Source organism: Rheinheimera hassiensis (genome assembly GCF_022436675.1).
In the GTDB taxonomy this organism is placed as follows: Bacteria; Pseudomonadota; Gammaproteobacteria; order Enterobacterales; family Alteromonadaceae; genus Alishewanella; species Alishewanella hassiensis.
Window position 1 is genome coordinate 500,861 of sequence record NZ_JAKUJZ010000002.1, and the last position, 16,954, is coordinate 517,814.

Annotated in this window: 14 protein-coding genes; 10 read left to right on the plus strand and 4 right to left on the minus strand. The window is 47.2% G+C overall.

Annotated features, from left to right (window positions below):
• Window positions 1–16: 16 nt before the first annotated feature.
• Window positions 17–1,420 (minus strand): 30S ribosomal protein S12 methylthiotransferase RimO, encoded by a 1,404-nt coding sequence (gene rimO, locus MJX74_RS05165; RefSeq protein ID WP_240221438.1) that lies wholly within the window; start codon window positions 1,418–1,420, stop codon window positions 17–19.
• A gap of 430 nt (window positions 1,421–1,850) precedes the next feature.
• Here rimO and MJX74_RS21730 point away from each other — a divergent pair, with 430 nt between their 5' ends.
• From MJX74_RS21730 to MJX74_RS05210, 9 genes are read left to right on the plus strand one after another with little or no spacing between them, the layout of a single operon-like run.
• Entirely contained in the window at window positions 1,851–3,080 is a 1,230-nt protein-coding gene (locus tag MJX74_RS21730) for a methyl-accepting chemotaxis protein (RefSeq protein ID WP_275692665.1), read from the plus strand.
• Between the two features lie 15 nt (window positions 3,081–3,095).
• Window positions 3,096–3,464, plus strand: a complete 369-nt coding sequence (locus tag MJX74_RS05175; protein WP_240221439.1) for a response regulator — start codon at window positions 3,096–3,098, stop codon at window positions 3,462–3,464.
• A 13-nt stretch (window positions 3,465–3,477) separates the two neighbouring features.
• Window positions 3,478–3,810 carry an STAS domain-containing protein gene (locus MJX74_RS05180; RefSeq protein WP_240221440.1) on the plus strand — a complete coding sequence of 111 codons (333 nt, stop codon included), beginning with the start codon at window positions 3,478–3,480 and terminating at the stop codon, window positions 3,808–3,810.
• Entirely contained in the window at window positions 3,807–6,020 is a 2,214-nt protein-coding gene (locus tag MJX74_RS05185; RefSeq protein ID WP_240221441.1) for a chemotaxis protein CheA, read from the plus strand. Before MJX74_RS05180 ends, MJX74_RS05185 begins: the two co-directional genes overlap by 4 nt.
• A gap of 50 nt (window positions 6,021–6,070) precedes the next feature.
• The gene (locus tag MJX74_RS05190) at window positions 6,071–7,726 is read left to right on the plus strand and encodes a methyl-accepting chemotaxis protein (RefSeq protein ID WP_240221443.1); all 1,656 of its coding nucleotides are present in this window, start codon (window positions 6,071–6,073) and stop codon (window positions 7,724–7,726) included.
• Between the two features lie 11 nt (window positions 7,727–7,737).
• Window positions 7,738–8,277: a chemotaxis protein CheW gene (locus tag MJX74_RS05195; RefSeq protein WP_240221444.1), complete on the plus strand. Its 540-nt coding sequence runs from the start codon at window positions 7,738–7,740 to the stop codon at window positions 8,275–8,277.
• A gap of 37 nt (window positions 8,278–8,314) precedes the next feature.
• Entirely contained in the window at window positions 8,315–9,127 is an 813-nt protein-coding gene (locus MJX74_RS05200) for a CheR family methyltransferase (RefSeq protein ID WP_240221445.1), read from the plus strand.
• A gap of 8 nt (window positions 9,128–9,135) precedes the next feature.
• The gene (locus tag MJX74_RS05205) at window positions 9,136–9,663 is read left to right on the plus strand and encodes a chemotaxis protein CheD (protein ID WP_240221446.1); all 528 of its coding nucleotides are present in this window, start codon (window positions 9,136–9,138) and stop codon (window positions 9,661–9,663) included.
• Between the two features lie 10 nt (window positions 9,664–9,673).
• Window positions 9,674–10,738 (plus strand): protein-glutamate methylesterase/protein-glutamine glutaminase, encoded by a 1,065-nt coding sequence (locus MJX74_RS05210; RefSeq protein WP_240221447.1) that lies wholly within the window; start codon window positions 9,674–9,676, stop codon window positions 10,736–10,738.
• Window positions 10,739–10,864: 126 nt separating this feature from the next.
• Here MJX74_RS05210 and MJX74_RS05215 read toward each other — a convergent pair whose 3' ends face one another.
• Complete coding sequence (locus MJX74_RS05215) at window positions 10,865–11,830, minus strand: glycosyltransferase family 2 protein (protein WP_240221448.1); 966 nt, start codon at window positions 11,828–11,830, stop codon at window positions 10,865–10,867.
• Window positions 11,831–12,061: 231 nt separating this feature from the next.
• On the opposite strand from MJX74_RS05215, the gene ahr reads away from it, so the two are divergent.
• Window positions 12,062–13,063, plus strand: coding sequence for an NADPH-dependent aldehyde reductase Ahr (ahr, locus tag MJX74_RS05220; RefSeq protein WP_240221449.1), 1,002 nt, complete (start codon window positions 12,062–12,064; stop codon window positions 13,061–13,063).
• Window positions 13,064–13,150: 87 nt separating this feature from the next.
• Here the strand turns inward: ahr and MJX74_RS05225 are convergent, their stop codons facing one another.
• A complete protein-coding gene (locus MJX74_RS05225) occupies window positions 13,151–13,663 on the minus strand; it encodes a DUF1993 domain-containing protein (protein ID WP_240221450.1) in 513 nt (170 codons plus the stop codon).
• A 167-nt stretch (window positions 13,664–13,830) separates the two neighbouring features.
• Window positions 13,831–16,953, minus strand: a complete 3,123-nt coding sequence (locus MJX74_RS05230) for an efflux RND transporter permease subunit (RefSeq protein ID WP_240221452.1) — start codon at window positions 16,951–16,953, stop codon at window positions 13,831–13,833.
• Between the last annotated feature and the right edge of the window lies 1 nt (window position 16,954).

Here is a 16,954-nt window from a genome sequence, read left to right on the forward strand (position 1 = left end):
GGTATTTAATGGACACTTAATCAGCTTGTGATGCCCATAAGTCATACTCATCGGCTTCTTCAACCACGGCATCAATCACATCACCGGGTTTAACGCTGGTTAAGCCGTTTAAGTACACTGCGCCGTCAATTTCCGGTGCATCGGCGTAGCTGCGGCCAATAGCGCCTTCTTCGTCTACTTCATCAATCAGCACTTTAATGGTTTTACCAATCTTCGCCTGTAAGCGGGCACTGCTAATGGCTTGCTGGGTTTGCATAAAGCGGTGGTAACGGTCTTCCATTACTTCTTCTGCTACCGGATCTGGCAAGTCGTTGGCTTTGGCACCCTCTACCGGGCTGTATTTAAAGCAACCGACGCGATCTAACTGCGCTTCCTTTAACCAGTCGAGCAACATCTGGAAGTCTTCTTCAGTTTCACCGGGGAAGCCCACGATAAAAGTGGAGCGGATGGTTAGTTCCGGGCAGATATCGCGCCATTTTTTAATCCGCTCTAATACGCGGTCAGCCTGGCCGGGGCGTTTCATCAGCTTTAATATGCGCGGGCTGGCATGCTGAAACGGAATATCCAAATACGGCAGTATTTTACCCTGTGCCATCAGCGGGATAATGTCATCTACGTGCGGGTAGGGGTAAACATAGTGCAAGCGTACCCAGATACCCATCTCGCCAAGTGCTTCACACAGTGATTGCATTGAAGTTTTAACCGGCGATCCGTTCCAGAAGCCGGTGCGGTGTTTTACATCTACACCATAAGCGCTGGTGTCTTGTGAAATAATCAGTAGCTCTTTTACGCCGGCATTTTTTAACCGCTGCGCTTCGTCCAGCACTTCGCCAACCGGCCGGCTGACTAAATCACCGCGCATTGACGGAATAATGCAAAAAGTACAACGGTGGTTACAGCCTTCAGAGATTTTTAAATAGGCATAATGCTTCGGCGTTAGTTTAACGCCATGGTCTGGCACCAGCATGGTGAACGGGTCGTATTTAGGCTTAGGCACAAACTCATGCACCTGTTTTAATACATTCTCATAACTGTGCGGGCCGGTAATACCCAGTACATTAGGGTGTACCTGACGGATTTCATCTTCACGGGCGCCTAAACAGCCGGTGACAATCACTTTGCCGTTTTCCGCAAGCGCTTCACCGATGGTTGACAGTGACTCCTGCACCGCGCTGTCGATAAAGCCACAGGTGTTTACTATCACCAGCTCAGCGTCATCGTAAGTAGGCACGATGTTGTAACCCTCGGCTTTAAGCTGAGTAAGAATGCGCTCTGAGTCGACCAGATTTTTCGGACAGCCGAGACTGACAAAACCAATGGTATTGCCTTTACCGTTGCTGGCTTTTACCTGATCGTTCAAGCTTTTGGCAGCGGTATCCAAAGTTGTGGTTTGTGTCGGATCAAAGGTCTGTACTGTCATAGAGTCTCTTAAAGTTGGCTAAGCCGGAAAAAAGTCGGCGGATTATACCTGAATCCGGCTAAAGATACAGAGCAGGCTGTGCAAAAAGTAAACACCTCTGTGAAACTGTTTAGGCCATTAGCTTGACACTTTGTTCCCATTAGACAATATTCAACTAATAGCGTATTGATAACAGATATTAAACATTGATTTCTTGTTGTTGATGCTGGTGCAGCTTAAGTGGTATCAGCAGTACTGTCTTTAATCGTGTTGATGGAGAGGTTTGTGCCTTTATAGACGGCTTTTGCTTTTTTCGTGTTAACCGGTGTGAATGGTTTTAAATTTAATTGTTTCTCCTGTTTTTCGGGCATTGTTCGCAAAAATTTACTTAAAAAAACAGCATGTTGCTATGCGAAGTTGCAGTGACTATTAAAAGGTTGTTCATAACATTATGTCTAAGACTGACAAGAAGCATAAAACATTTCTGCATGACGGTATCGTACTTAAGTTTTTACCGCTCTTGCTCGCGGCTATCAGTGCTATCTGTATATTTGTAGTTGCTCAATCTACCTTGTACTTTTTTGTAGCATCAAGCGTTATGTTTATTATCGGTGGTGTTTTTAGCTGGATATTAAAATATAAAATTGACAGTCTCGGCAGCGCCATGATGCAACAAGCTGAGCAGCAAGCAAAACAAGCCTATAAGCAAGATGTACTGAATTACATCGATAGCTTAAATAGCATTAAAGACGATGTTGCTGGTGTTTGGGCCAGACAGATCGAGACCAGCCGGAACCATAGTGAGCAGTCTATTATCGAGTTAGCGGCACGTTTTCAATCTATCGTTGAAAATCTTGAAGAAACAGTTCGATTATCTGATTCTGGTCAACAAAGTAACGGTCAACCCCATGCAATTGCTGTGTTGCAAAGCAGTTCTGACAGACTATATGCCATGTTGGCATCGTTAAAGGACGCGATGAGCAATCGCGATACTCTGCTACAACAGGTTGGACAACTTGTTAGTTATATTGATGATTTAAAGAATATGGCTACTGCCGTTGCCAATATTGCTGATCAAACTAACTTACTGGCATTAAATGCAGCAATCGAAGCTGCCAGAGCAGGTGAAAGCGGCCGTGGTTTTTCTGTTGTTGCTGCAGAAGTCAGGGTCTTGTCAAATCGCTCCGGTGAAACCGGACGCCGTATCAGTGATACCGTTAATACTATTAGTACCGCTATAGCCGGTGCTTTTTCATCTGCAGAGCGCTTTGCCAGCCAGGATGTGTCCCGTGTCGCCAATGCCGAGAAGGATATCAATACAGTACTGGACGATTTCAGGTTGCTGACAGAGCACTTAAATGCCTCTGCCGATGAATTACGTAATGCAAGTATTAGTATTAAAACTGAAATATCTCAGTCTTTGGTACATTTACAGTTTCAGGACCGGGTAAGTCAGATCCTCAGTCATGTACGCGACAACATTATGTTGTTTCCAACTGCATTTGAACAAAGTGCAACCTTGTTTCAACAGCAAGAGAAGCTAATACCGGTTGACTGGACAGATTTACTGGAAGAGCTTAAACAGTCTTACGCTACTGAAGAAGAGCTGGCAAACCATGGCCAGTCGGCGGGCAACAAGGCAAATAGTGCTGATAGTTCAGATGATATCGTTTTTTTTTAAGGAGACTAATCGGTTATGGCAAAGACTATTATGATAGTGGACGACTCCGCCTCTTTGCGTCAGGTGGTTTCTATCGCACTAAAAGGGGCGGGCTATGATGTTATTGAAGGCTGTGATGGCAAAGATGCGCTAAGCAAGCTAACCGGGCAGAAAGTAAGCCTGATTGTTAGTGATGTGAATATGCCCAATATGGACGGCATTACTATGGTGCAGGAAATTAAGAAGCTACCCGCCTACAAATTTACCCCTATTATCATGCTTACCACTGAATCTTCCGATGGTAAAAAAGCTGCGGGGCAGGCTGCCGGTGCAAAAGCCTGGATGGTTAAACCTTTCAAACCAGAGCAATTGTTAATGGCCGTGTCGAAGCTGGTGCTGCCATAAGAGGACGCACAAAATGAACCGCAGTAAAGAGAATGCTGGCGCGATATTTTGTCCGCAAGGGGATTTAACAATTTACACCGCGCAACAGCAGAAAGAGCAGTTAATGCTGGCAATTAATCGGAATACTATCCAGATTAATTTATCTGAAGTCACGGACATGGACACTGCAGGTTTACAGCTTTTGATATTAGCTAAGCTGGAGTCACTTCGCCGTAACATTCCTTTAATCATTACTGGCCATACCAGAGCCGTGCTTGACGTTATTGAACTGTGTAATTTGTCAGGCTTTTTTGGTGACCCGGTATTTATTCCATCTGATAATGCTGACAAAGGGGCAATATCATGAATATGGAACAGGCATTTCAGACCTTCCTGGCAGAAAGTGCCGAATTACTACAAGATATGGAAGACAAGTTGCTGGGTTTAGAAAACTGCGAGGATGCTACTGAGTCAGTTAACTCTATTTTCCGGGCAGTTCACACTATTAAAGGCTCTGCCGGTTTATTCGGTTTGGATGATATTGTAGCCTTTACCCACGTGGTTGAGAGTGTGTTAGACGATGTGCGCTCAGGTAGCTTCGTGTTAGACGAGCAACTAATTAACTTGCTGCTGCAATGCAAAGACTATATCGGCAAGATGGTTGATTCTATAGAAGGTGAATCAGTATTAATGACTGCTGAAGATTTGCAGTTGCAGCAAGCTCTGACTAACACGTTATCCGGCTATCTGAATAAAGTCCACAGCACATCGCCTGCCACGATGTTAGTTGGCATAAACGAAACTGATGATTACCAAAGTGTGTCAGTGATTGAATCTGACATTACTATAGCTAATGAAAACTGGCACATTTCAGTGTACTTCGGTGTTGATGTCTTACGTAGTGGTATGGACCCCTTATCTTTTCTGCGTTATCTGGCAACATTAGGCACTATCGTACATATTGAAACCGTCACTGACGGCATGCCTTCGCCTGAGGATATGGACGCAGAGAGTTGTTACCTCGGTTATGAAATAAACTTTCACAGCAATGCTACTAAAAACCAGATAGAAGATGTATTTGAGTTTGTACGTGATGATTGCCAGCTAAAAATTCTACCGCCTTATGCCAAGGCCAGCGAATTTATTGCCATAATTGAGAGTATTCAGACGGATGAGTTGAAGCTTGGCGAAATTCTGTTGCGTTGTGGCACCTTAACCCAACGCGAGCTGGATGACCTATTGCACCTACAAACCTCAGTAAAACAGGGGGGGACGCATCGCCTTATAGGCGAAATAGTGGTCGCCGATGGTTTGGCCAGTTCTGAGGTGGTAACCGCTGCACTGCATAAGCAAGCTCAAGGTAAAAAAGCCAAAGAAAAACAAGCGCAAACTGTGCGGGTGGATGCAGAAAAACTGGACCATCTTATCAACCTGATTGGCGAGTTAGTTATTGCCGGTGCAGGGGTAGAGTCTGAAGCCCATTTAACCGGCATTGGCAGTTTAAAAGAGTCGGCACAAACCATGACACGGCTGGTTGAAGAGGTGCGTGAAAGCGCACTGCATTTGCGCATGGTGCAAATTGGTGAAACCTTTAACCGCTTTCAGCGGGTGGTACGCGATGTATCGAAAGAGCTGGGTAAAGATATCGATCTGCAGATTAATGGCGCAGAGACCGAACTGGATAAAACTGTGATTGAAAAAATCAGTGATCCTTTGATGCATCTGGTACGCAATTCTATTGACCACGGTATTGAGTCGCCAGCCCTCAGAGCTGAGCGACATAAGCCTGTAACCGGCAATGTAACGCTAAATGCTTACCATGAGTCTGGCACTATCGTGATTGAAGTCTCAGACGATGGTGGCGGCTTGAATAAGGATAAAATTTTGCAAAAAGCCCGCGCTAATGGTCTGGTTAGCCCGGATACTGAATTGTCGGCACATGAGATTTATCAGTTGATTTTTGAAGCCGGGTTTTCTACCGCAGACGCTGTTAGCAATATCTCTGGCCGTGGTGTTGGTATGGATGTAGTAAGGCGCAATATTGAAGCACTGCGTGGCACCGTTGAGATTGATAGTGAGTACACCGTAGGCACTACAATACGTATTCGGTTACCGCTGACCCTAGCCATTATTGACGGCTTTATGATGAAGGTTGGTGATGTTTTTTATGTGTTGCCGCTTGATATTGTCGAGGAGTGTATTGAACTCAATGCCTGCCACAGTGAGGGGCAAGAGGGCAGACACTATATTAATCTGCGTGGTGAAGTACTGCCGTTTATCCGCCTGGGTGACTATTTTTGCAAATCGCAACGCAAAGCAAAGCGTGAAAACATTGTCGTGATTAAGTATGGCAATTTAAAAGCCGGTTTTGTTGTCGATGAGCTGATGGGCGAGTTTCAGACTGTGATTAAACCGCTAGGGCCGTTGTTTGAGCGTGTGCCAGGTATTAGTGGTTCCACTATTTTAGGTAGTGGTGAAGTGGCGTTAATTTTAGATGCAGCATCGTTAATTCATTTGGTTATGCAACGTGATGGCAAGGCAATGTCAGTGGCTGCTCAGCAGTCTGCTTTACATTAGTTTATATATCAATTTAGCTAGGGCAAATAGTTACACAGGGAGTTTCATCAATGAAAAATTTAAGTGTTAAAGTTAAGCTGACATTGCTAATGGTTATAGCTGTACTGGCGTTAGTTATTATCAGCGCTGTTGGTATGATGGGGTTAAACTCAACAACAAACGCTATTAAAACGATAGGCGAATACCGCATGCCGGCTATGGTGGGATTAAACCAGATGAAAACCGGCCGCACCGCGGCACAGTCTATTATGCGCCGCACCGCCTTTTTTGAAGAAAATTACAAAGCCCATGCCGATTTCAGGCACATCATTGAACAGATAGATACCCGGCTGGCATTATATCAGCAAGGCTATACAGCTTATACGCAATTCCCCCGTAGCCCGCGTGATGAAGAGTTATATAGCCAGTTTATTGTACATCAGGATACCTATGCGAAAGAGGCCAATGATATACGCTCTATTATAGAACGCCTGGGGCGCAATAGTTCTGAAGCTGAGCAAAACGCTTTATTTGTCGAGTTTTATGAAGCCATGCGTATCGTTTTGCCTGCCTATGAGCAATCAGATGCTTTGCTGGATCAGTTATTAGAACTCAACCGCAACTTTGCTTTAGAGGCCGTTGCCTCAGGGGTTGCTGATGCTGACAATGCTAATAGCCGTATGATGATTGTTACAGCAACGGCTTTGGTACTTATGGTTGCTCTTGGGGTTTTTATCGCCCGCAGCACGCTACAGCAATTGGGGGGAGAGCCCAATTATGTTACTGATATCGTACAGCAGGTAGCGAATGGTGATATGACAACCGACATAAGACTGGCAAAAGGCGATACCAGCAGTATGCTGTATGCTTTTAAACAAATGGTCGATAAGTTATCGCAAATTATCAGTGAAGTACGCAGCGCCACAGATAATATTTCCTCAGCCTCTGAGCAGGTGTCCAGCACGGCACAGAGTGTTAGCCAGGCTACCAGTGAGCAGGCTGCCAGTGTGGAAGAAACCAGTGCTGCTGTAGAACAGATGTCGGCTTCGGTTAACCAGAACGCTGATAATGCCAAAGTAACTGACAATATGTCAGCTCAGGCATCGAAACAAGCCAATGAAGGTGGTATTGCTGTGAAGGACACGGTGCAGGCAATGAAGCAGATTGCGGCAAAAATCAGCATTATTGACGATATTGCTTATCAAACCAACTTATTGGCATTAAACGCGGCTATCGAAGCTGCCCGGGCAGGTGAACATGGCAAAGGTTTTGCGGTTGTTGCTGCAGAAGTGCGAAAGCTGGCTGAGCGCAGCCAGGTTGCAGCACAAGAGATAGGCCAGGTTGCCAGCAGCAGTGTTGATTTAGCCGAACGTGCCGGCAGTTTATTGGACCAAATGCTGCCAGCGATCAATAAAACCTCTGATCTGGTCCAGGAAATTGCCGCAGCTTCAAACGAGCAGTCTACCGGGTTATCACAAGTTAATGTTGCTATGACGCAAATGAGCCAAATCACGCAGCAAAATGCCTCAGCTTCAGAAGAACTGGCCGCCACTGCCGAGGAGATGAGCGGGCAGGCAGAGCAGCTACAACAATTGGTGGCGTTTTTTCGGGTTAGTGCTGACAGCGTCTCTGGTGTAAAGCGGCCTAACAATAAGGCGTCACCAAGCGCCAGAAAATCAACTCAGGCAAAGCCCGGCACCAATGAAGCTGAGTTTGTGCGCTTCTAGGGAGAATGGCTATGACTAATCTGGTAAAAGCAGAGCGTGCCCTGACAACACAAAAAGTCCGCGAGGAGGAGAGCCAGTATCTGACTTTTCTGCTGGGCAAAGAAATGTTTGCCATAGGTATTTTGAGTATTAAAGAAATCATTGAGTATGGTCAGGTAACCTCAGTGCCGATGATGCCAAGCTTTGTGCGAGGCGTAATAAACCTACGTGGCCAGGTTGTGCCGGTTATTGATCTTCAGGCTCGTTTTGGCCGGCCAAGTTCGTTGGTGGGCAAACGCAGTTGTGTGGTGATTATTGAAATTCGGTTATCACCAGAGCAAGAGCAGCATGTGATAGGTGTTCTTGTTGACTCGGTATCTGAAGTTCTGGCAATAGCACCGGCGCAAATTGAAAAGGCGCCACAGTTCGGTGCTAAATTACGGCCTGATTTTATCTCAGGAATGGGGAAAGTAGACGATAAGTTTGTCATTATTCTTAACGTTGAAAAAGTACTTTCGGTAGATGAGCTATCGGCACTGACGGAACGCGTAGAAGATAGTCGGCAGGATTAACTGTGCAGTCTTACTGGGATAGCCAAAAGGATTATTTGTGAGCGCTACAGAATTAAGCGATCGTGAATTTGCTCAGTTTCAAACCATGTTGTACGACATTGCAGGGATCAGCTTGTCCGGTGCGAAGAAACCGCTGGTTGCCGGGCGTTTAGCAAAACGCTTACGGGAGTATCAGCTAACTAGTTTTAGTCAGTATCTGGCGTTGCTTGCTAAAAAAGAATACCGGCACGAAATTCAGACGGCGATAGATTTACTGACCACCAATGAAACCTATTTTTTTCGTGAACCCAATCATTTTTCATTTTTAAAAACGCTGTTGCAGTCGCAAAGCCGGGGGCCAGGTAGTTTTCGGGTATGGAGTGCGGCGTCTTCATCAGGCCAGGAGCCCTACAGTATTGCCATGGTGTTGCAGGAATGCTTGGAAGGGCGCAACTGGGAAGTGCTGGCATCTGATATCAGCACCCGGGTATTAGATGCAGCCAGAACAGGTCAGTACCCCATTGCGCAGACCGATAATATTGCCCGGCATTATTTAACGGATTATTGCCTTAAAGGCATTGGCTCGCAGGCTGGAACCTTTATTGTTGACAGGTTGCTGCGCGACAAAGTGCAGTTTTTCCATTGTAATTTGAATGCAAAGCTACCAGACGTTGGCCTATTCGATATTATTTTTTTGCGCAACGTAATGATTTACTTTGATGCTGATACAAAACGCCAGGTGGTAAGCCGGCTACAAGCGGTGCTTAAACCCGGAGGTTTTTTATTTATTGGTCATAGCGAAAGCTTGCAGGGCATTAACAGTGAGCTGAAAATGATCGTGCCGGCTGTGTTTCAGAAGCCGAAAACGTGACAGCAATAATGAAGTGCGTCCCTGTTAAGGTGCTGATGCCGGGCGAATATCAATTTTCTGTGCAGCCGTTACGTATTCAAACTCTGCTGGGCTCTTGTGTAGCAATGATATTTTGGCATCCGAAAAAGCGTATTGGTGGCATGTGTCACTACGTACTGCCAAGCAGAAACTGCAACACTGGTAATGATGCCCGCTACGCCGATGAATTTATGCGTATTTTGCTAACAGAAATAGACAGGCACGGTACCAGCCCGCGCGAGTATCAGGTAAGGTTATTCGGGGCTGCCAATATGTTCAGACAACTCAAAACGACCTGCACGGATATTGAACCTGAATACAGCCAACATAGTGAGCTGTGTCAAAACTGCGCTAATGTGTCATGTCGCAACCGTATTGCCGCCATTAATGAGACACGTAAATACGGCTTCACGGTGGTTGAAGCCGACTTAGGCGGCACTGTGTACCGTTATGTCAACTTTATGGTTGAAACCGGCGAGACTGCGGTAAGAAAAGCACAACTGGTGGCATTGTTATGAGTGTCTTACCATGAAAAAAATTAACGTCATTATTGTTGATGACTCTGCAGTGGTGCGGCAGGTGTTAAGTGCCAAGTTAGCTGAAAACCCAAGAATAAATGTGCTTGATGTTGCCGCCGATCCGATTTATGCGTTGGACAAAATGCAAAAACAGTGGCCGGACGTCATAGTGCTGGACGTTGAAATGCCGCGGATGGATGGCATCAGTTTTTTACGTAAAATTATGGCCGAGCGGCCTACACCGGTGGTTATTTGCTCCACATTAACCGAAAAAGGCGCAGAAACCTCTTTGCAGGCACTGGCAGCCGGTGCCGTCAGTATTGTCACCAAACCTAAAATGGGTCTGAAAAAGTTTCTGGAAGACTCAAGTTCCGATATTGTCTCTGCGGTGATTGGCGCTTCACAAGCGCGTTTAAACAGACTTACTGCAGCGCCAGCAGAGCCATTGAGGGCGAAGCAAAAGCTTACTGCAGATGCTATGTTAACCGCATCTGGCAGCGCCATGACACAAACCACGGAACGGTTAGTGGCAATGGGTACCTCTACCGGTGGCACCCAAGCATTGGAAGCGGTGTTATCCCGACTCCCCCGGGTTTGCCCTGGCATTGTGATAGTACAACATATGCCGGAGAAATTTACTGCAGCCTTTGCCCAGCGTTTAAACGGTATTTGTGAAATTGAAGTACTTGAGGCCACGCACGGCATGCGGGTGATACCCGGACGGGCTTTAATTGCTCCGGGTGGCAAACATATGCTGCTAAAGCGTAGTGGCGCGCAATACTATGTGGATGTCATCGCCGGGCCTTTGGTTAACAGGCATATCCCGTCGGTAGATGTGTTGTTTCGCTCTGTAGCGAAGACAGCAGGGAAAAACGCGCTTGGCATCATCATGACAGGCATGGGCGACGATGGCGCTTTAGGTTTATTGGAAATGCGTCAGGCCAGCGCCTACACTATAGCTCAGGATGAAGCCTCTTGTGTGGTCTTTGGCATGCCGAAAGAGGCGATAAAACGTGATGCTGTTGAGCAGGTAATGCCGTTATCAGAGATAGCGAAAGCGATAATAAAGTGGTAATAAAACAACATAGAAGCCACTATGAGCTTGTTAGGAATATCAAAATCTTAAGCCGCAGCTGTTGTACAGCAACTATTGCAAATGGGATCCTGTTTACGCACTATTTATTGTCGCTATCCGGCATCCTCATATTTTTCGTGCGCGGTTTACGCGAAAAAAGTGCGAAGCAAACGCCAGCGTTAGTTTTTTCCGCAGCGAGAAACCCGGTGTTAGCCACAGTTGTTTAAGCAGTGTTCTGAACTGCTGTTCAAAGGTCACTGGCAGTGCTTTAACTGCCGGGTTGTTGAGTTGTAAGCTGTAAAACAAATAAGCCAGATTTAACAATAAGATATTGCGCCAGCGTGCGGGCATGGCTGGGTAAAAAGTGCCTTGCTGCAAGCCGGTGAAAAACTGCTGTAATTGCAGTTGCTGCTCTGGTTTAACATTAAACGATGCGCTTGAGCTGTGTTCACGGTAGCCGTAAAGCGGTAAACGTAAATGAAACAGCTGAAACGCTTGTTGGTACAAAGTGGGTATTGCCATAACGTCTTCGCAAAATGCGATGCCAGAGGGGAAATTAAAATCCGGTGCTATCGCTTTACGATATATTCTTAACCAGGGAAACCAGCGGTTCGATTGAAATACAGCAATAGCAATGTCACTAACCTTGTGCTTGCCAGCTTTGTGGCGCATGTAGTGTGGTTTGGCAGATGGTAGGGCAGATATATCGCTAAAACGTTTATAGCCTATTTCAATCAGATCAGGCTGATGCTGTGCAATAACGTTCAGTAACTGAGGTATGTAGCCGGGCAGGATCACATCATCAGCGTCAAGAAAGCCAATATAGCAACCTGTACTGTGGGCAATGCCCAGATTTCTGGCCACGCTCACGCCACTATTGGGCTGTACCAGTAGTAGGTAGTTGCCGGGCTTAGTCGATGTGGCAATATGCTGTTGCGCTAATTCAATGCTGTTATCTGTTGCGCCGTCACACACTAAAACTACCTGTACCGCATCTGTTAACTGTGTTTCAACCGACACTAATAATTGACCAAAATAATCTGCAGCGTTGTAAAACGGTACAACAAGAGACAACAAAACCTGCGATTGCATATATATCACCTGGTAACTTACCGCGAGGCCTCTAGTTTATCAGTAGTTAAAGCGGATAAAGTAGAGCTTTTATAGTTAGTTACTAATAGTCACAAAGCAGTCTTTTTGTTTGAATTTTATGCGGCATCGTATCAGGGGCGTCTTTTTTACCAAATTCACCGCAACTTGGCAGATCTGGTTAATACTGTTAGTTGTATTGCTAACCTAAACCGCAAACTTACAGGAGAGAATATGATTAACGCATACGCCGCACTGGAAGCCAACAGTAAACTGGTACCCTGGCAATATGAACCGGGTACGTTGGGCCGCGATGATGTAGAAATAGAGGTGGATTACTGTGGGATCTGCCATTCAGATGTGTCGATGTTAAATAATGAATGGGGCATGTCAGCCTACCCGCTGGTTGCCGGCCATGAAGTAGTGGGCCGCATCAGTGCTGTGGGGGAAGCGGTAAGCCATCTTAACATCGGGCAAGTTGTGGGGCTGGGTTGGCACTCAGATTATTGCAAGGTGTGCAGCAGCTGCGGTAGCGGTGACCATAACCTGTGCAATAAGGCGCAAGGCACTATCGTAGGCCACCATGGCGGTTTTGCCGATAAAGTGCGTGCTAACGCAGCCAGTGTTGTTGCGCTACCTCAGGGAATGGATGCCAAAACGGCCGGGCCGCTGTTTTGCGGCGGTATTACCGTATTTAACCCATTGGTGCAGTTTGATATAAAACCTACCGATAAAGTGGCCGTAATTGGTATTGGCGGGCTTGGCCATATCGCGCTGCAGTTTTTACGGGCCTGGGGTTGTGACGTAACGGCTTTTACTTCCAGTGACAGTAAAACAGAGGAGGCCAAAACGCTGGGTGCGCATCGATGTATTAATTCACGTAATAATGCGGAGATAGAGCAGGCAGCAGATCGCTTTGATTTAATTATCTCTACCGTGAATGTGGCGCTGGACTGGAATTTATATCTGTCGACATTAAAGCCAAAAGGCCGGCTGCACTTTGTTGGCGCTACATTAGAGCCATTGAATATCGGCGTATTTGGCCTGATTATGGCCCAGCGTTCTGTGTCTGGCTCACCGGTAGGCAGCCCTGCAACTATTGCTAAAATGCTGGAGTTTGCCGTGCAGCATGATATTAAGCCGGTAGTAGAAATGTTTAAGTTTGAGCAAATAAATGAAGCGTTAGAACATTTAAAAAGCGGTAAAGCACGTTATCGCATTGTGTTGGAGCGCTAAAACGGTGCACAAGTGTTAACGCATCAAACAAGCCCCAACCAAAAAATGCAAAGCGCCGGGTGATTGCCCGGCGCTTTGCATTACGCGTTAAACTTTATATGGCATAGCGCCCAGGTAGTCTTTTTTGCCGACATCAACACCATTGTGACGCAAAATGGCGTAGGTAGTGGTGATATGGAAATACAGATTCGGCATAACATGCTGGATTAAAAACTCATAACCGCTCAGGTATTTACCTTCCCAGCGTGGTTGAGTGATTTTTTGCGTGTCACCATGGATAAAATCGGCCTCTGTAAAGCTGGCCAGATATGCCACCGTATCACTGATACGTTTTTGTAATTGCGCTAATGTGGTTTCATCATCGGCATGCTTGGGGGCGCTGTCTGTTTTGCCGGTGATTCGGGCGGCACCAAGCTTGGCGGTATCACAGGCAATTTGCACCTGACGGATCAGATGAAATTGATCCGGCGCTAAACGCGAGTTCAGTAAAACCGCGACATCAATTTTTTTACTTTCGGCAAAGGTGGCAGCTTTATCAAGGATGGCGCTTAAATTCTGTAGCATTTTGCTAGATTGCACTACGGTAATATCGTAAAACATGGGTTAACCCTCTAAGTTGGTTGAAACTGTTTAGTTGGAGCTGGTTGGTTGAGTCTTGTCGGCTGAGAATGCGTTGCAACATAGTTGGGGCTTAAAGCCGGGTTTAACAATAGCGGCGCTAAAATAGTTAGCGCCGCAGCAAATGTTAAGCCGTGCGAGTAGTTGTGTTAGCAGCTGTGTTTGCGGTGCACCAGTTTATACAATAAGGGGAGCAGCAGTAACGTAAGCACAGTAGCTGAAATAATACCGCCTATTACCACTGTTGCCAGCGGGCGCTGAACTTCTGCTCCGGCGCCTGTGTTAAACGCCATAGGGATAAAGCCTAAACTGGCCACCAAAGCGGTCATCAGCACCGGCCTTAAACGCATAATAGCACCTTGCGTAATGGCATCTTGCAATACTGCGCCTTGTTCACGCAGCTGTTTAATCATCGCCAGCATGACCACGCCGTTTAGCACCGCTATGCCAGATAGCGCAATAAAACCTACTGCAGCAGAGATAGACAGCGGCATATCGCGCAGCATCAGTGCACCCAGCCCGCCGGTTAAGGCCAGCGGTATGCCGCTAAATACAATAGCGGCATCTTTTGCACTGCCAAGTGCGCTAAACAGCAAGCCAAAAATAAGCAGTAATGTCAGCGGCACCAGCCATGCCAGCCGGGCAGAGGCCGATTGCAACTGCTCAAAACTGCCGCCGTAGTCGAGCCAGTATCCGGCCGGGAGTATAAGCTGGGTATTCATAACCTGACGGGTTTGTGCAATAAAGCTGCCCAAATCGCGCCCGGCGATATTGGCGCTGACGACAATATTGCGCTTACCGCTTTCGCGGTTGATCTGATTGGGTGAGTTAATTTCATTAAAATGGCTGATCTCGCCCAGCGGCACATAGGTTAGTTCAGTTCCGGTATCGGGCAGAGCAACCGGTAACCGCTTTAATTGTTGCGGATCTGAGCGGATATTGTCAGCTAACCGCAGCACCAGCGCAAACGCCTTATCGCCTTCATAAATATGCCCCAGCTGCAGGCCACCGATAGCAGTTTGGATGGTCTGCTGCACCGTAGCGACGTCTATTCCCAGTAGTGCCAAATGGTTGCGCTCGGGTTCAATCGACAGCATAGGTAAGCCAGAGGCTTGTTCCATACGCACATCTTTCGCACCGGCAATATTACTGAGCAGCACCGTTGCCGCTTCTGCAGCTTTAGTCAACTCCGTTAAATCATCACCGTAAATACGCACAGCAACATCGGCTCGTACACCGGCGATAAGCTCGTTAAAGCGCATTTGTATCGGTTGGGTAAATTCATAATTATTACCCGGAATCGCTTGTGCTATCTTGCGCAGTTGTTCTGTTAAAGTGGCTTTGCTCAAATTAGGATCCGGCCAGGCCGATTGTGGTTTTAATATCACAAAGGTATCGGCGACATTCGGTGGCATAGGATCGGTGGCGATTTCTGCGGTACCAATTTTAGAAAATACATGCTTAACTTGTGGCATAGCAGCAATTTCACGCTCCAGCAGCAACTGCATTTGCAGTGACTGCGACAAACTGGTGCCAGGTATACGAAGCGCATGCAGTGCGATATCGCCCTCATCCAGCTGTGGCATAAACTCACTGCCAAGCTTGCTGCCCTGCCAGAAAACCAGCGCAACCAGCAGCAGTGCCGAAGCAATAACCGGCAAAGGATGGCGCAAAGTGCTGCTTAGTAAGCGCGAGTAACCACGTTTTAATATCCGCATTAAGCCTGAATCCTGTTCAGTTACTTTACCGCGGATAAAAATGGCAATGGCTGCCGGGACAAAGCTGATAGCCAGTAGCACAGCACCCGCCAGTGCGGCAATAACCGTAAAGGCCATAGGGTGAAACATTTTGCCTTCAACACCGCTTAAGGCAAATACAGGCAAAAACACCAGCATAATAATCAGTACACCAAATACCGCCGGAGTGAACACTTCCCGTGTGGCCAGATACACCTCGGCTAAACGCTCTTGTAGCGTTAATAAACGGCCATGGCGGTGCTGCGCCAGGCCTAAACGACGCAGACAGTTTTCGCTGACGATAACGGCACCGTCGACAATTAAGCCAAAGTCTATTGCGCCTAAGCTCATCAGATTACCGCTGACTTTATTCAGTGCCATACCACTGATGGCAAACAGCAGGCTAAGAGGAATAACCAGTGCGGTAATAAGCGCCGCGCGGATATTACCCAAAAAGATAAACAACACCACGATAACCAGCACGGCACCTTCAAACAGGTTTTTTTGCACGGTGGCAATGGTTTTATCTACCAAAGTGGTGCGGTTATATACCGGGTAAGCCTGAACACCCTCTGGCAGGCGCAGGTTTATGTCATTCAGCTTAGCTGCTACGGCTCTGGATACTGTTCTGCTGTTTTCACCCATTAACATAAACACTGTGCCCAGCACGGTTTCTTCACCGTTCAGGCTGGCTGCGCCGGTGCGCAGTTCTTTACCATACATAACGTCTGCCACATCACTCAGCCGCACCGGGGCATCGTCCCGCTTGGCAATAACCAGCTCGCCGATATCATTCAGGCTTGTAAACTGGCCGGGGGAGCGAACCAGCCATTGCTCACCACGCTGCTCAATATAACCGGCGCCGACATTGCTGTTGTTACGCTGCAGGGCTGTAGCGATATCATCCAGGGTTAGTTTAAAAGCCAGTAACCGCGCCGGATCGGGTGCTACCTGATACTGGCGCTGGTATCCGCCGATAGCATTAACCTCAGTTACGCCTTTTACTTTGACCAGCTGCGGTTTTATCTGCCAGTCTTGTATCGTGCGTAAGTCTTCCGCGTTGTACGGCTTGCCCTCTGCGGTACGTGCATCTGCACTGGCGCTAACCGAGTACATAAATATTTCGCCCAGCCCGCTGGTTATCGGGCCAAGGCTGGCCTGGCTGTCGGTGGGCAGGTTATCGCGCACACTTTGCAGCCGCTCCGAAACTTGCTGGCGGGCCCAGTAAATGTCGGTGCCTTCATCAAATACCACGGTAACCTGCGACATGCCATAACGTGATAACGAGCGGCTATATTGCAGTTTTGGCAGGCCAGCCATGGCGTTTTCAATAATGATGGTAAGGCGTTGCTCGGTCTCCAGAGGCGAATAACCCGGTGCTGAGGTATTAATTTGCACCTGAACATTGGTGATATCTGGTACGGCATCCATCGGCAGTTTTTGTGCCTGCCATAAACCCGCTATTGCCAGCAGCAGGGTAAGCAGCAATACCAGATAGCGCCGCTGCAACGCCTGTTTTAGGATCAAATCAATCATG

Coding starts and splice junctions, on each gene's coding strand:
- rimO (WP_240221438.1), bottom strand. CDS start 1,420: ATGACAGTACAGACCTTTGATCCGACACAAACCACAACTTTGGATACC.
- MJX74_RS21730 (WP_275692665.1), top strand. CDS start 1,851: ATGTCTAAGACTGACAAGAAGCATAAAACATTTCTGCATGACGGTATC.
- MJX74_RS05175 (WP_240221439.1), top strand. CDS start 3,096: ATGGCAAAGACTATTATGATAGTGGACGACTCCGCCTCTTTGCGTCAG.
- MJX74_RS05180 (WP_240221440.1), top strand. CDS start 3,478: ATGAACCGCAGTAAAGAGAATGCTGGCGCGATATTTTGTCCGCAAGGG.
- MJX74_RS05185 (WP_240221441.1), top strand. CDS start 3,807: ATGAATATGGAACAGGCATTTCAGACCTTCCTGGCAGAAAGTGCCGAA.
- MJX74_RS05190 (WP_240221443.1), top strand. CDS start 6,071: ATGAAAAATTTAAGTGTTAAAGTTAAGCTGACATTGCTAATGGTTATA.
- MJX74_RS05195 (WP_240221444.1), top strand. CDS start 7,738: ATGACTAATCTGGTAAAAGCAGAGCGTGCCCTGACAACACAAAAAGTC.
- MJX74_RS05205 (WP_240221446.1), top strand. CDS start 9,136: ATGAAGTGCGTCCCTGTTAAGGTGCTGATGCCGGGCGAATATCAATTT.
- MJX74_RS05210 (WP_240221447.1), top strand. CDS start 9,674: ATGAAAAAAATTAACGTCATTATTGTTGATGACTCTGCAGTGGTGCGG.
- MJX74_RS05215 (WP_240221448.1), bottom strand. CDS start 11,830: ATGCAATCGCAGGTTTTGTTGTCTCTTGTTGTACCGTTTTACAACGCT.
- ahr (WP_240221449.1), top strand. CDS start 12,062: ATGATTAACGCATACGCCGCACTGGAAGCCAACAGTAAACTGGTACCC.
- MJX74_RS05225 (WP_240221450.1), bottom strand. CDS start 13,663: ATGTTTTACGATATTACCGTAGTGCAATCTAGCAAAATGCTACAGAAT.
- MJX74_RS05230 (WP_240221452.1), bottom strand. CDS start 16,953: ATGATTGATTTGATCCTAAAACAGGCGTTGCAGCGGCGCTATCTGGTA.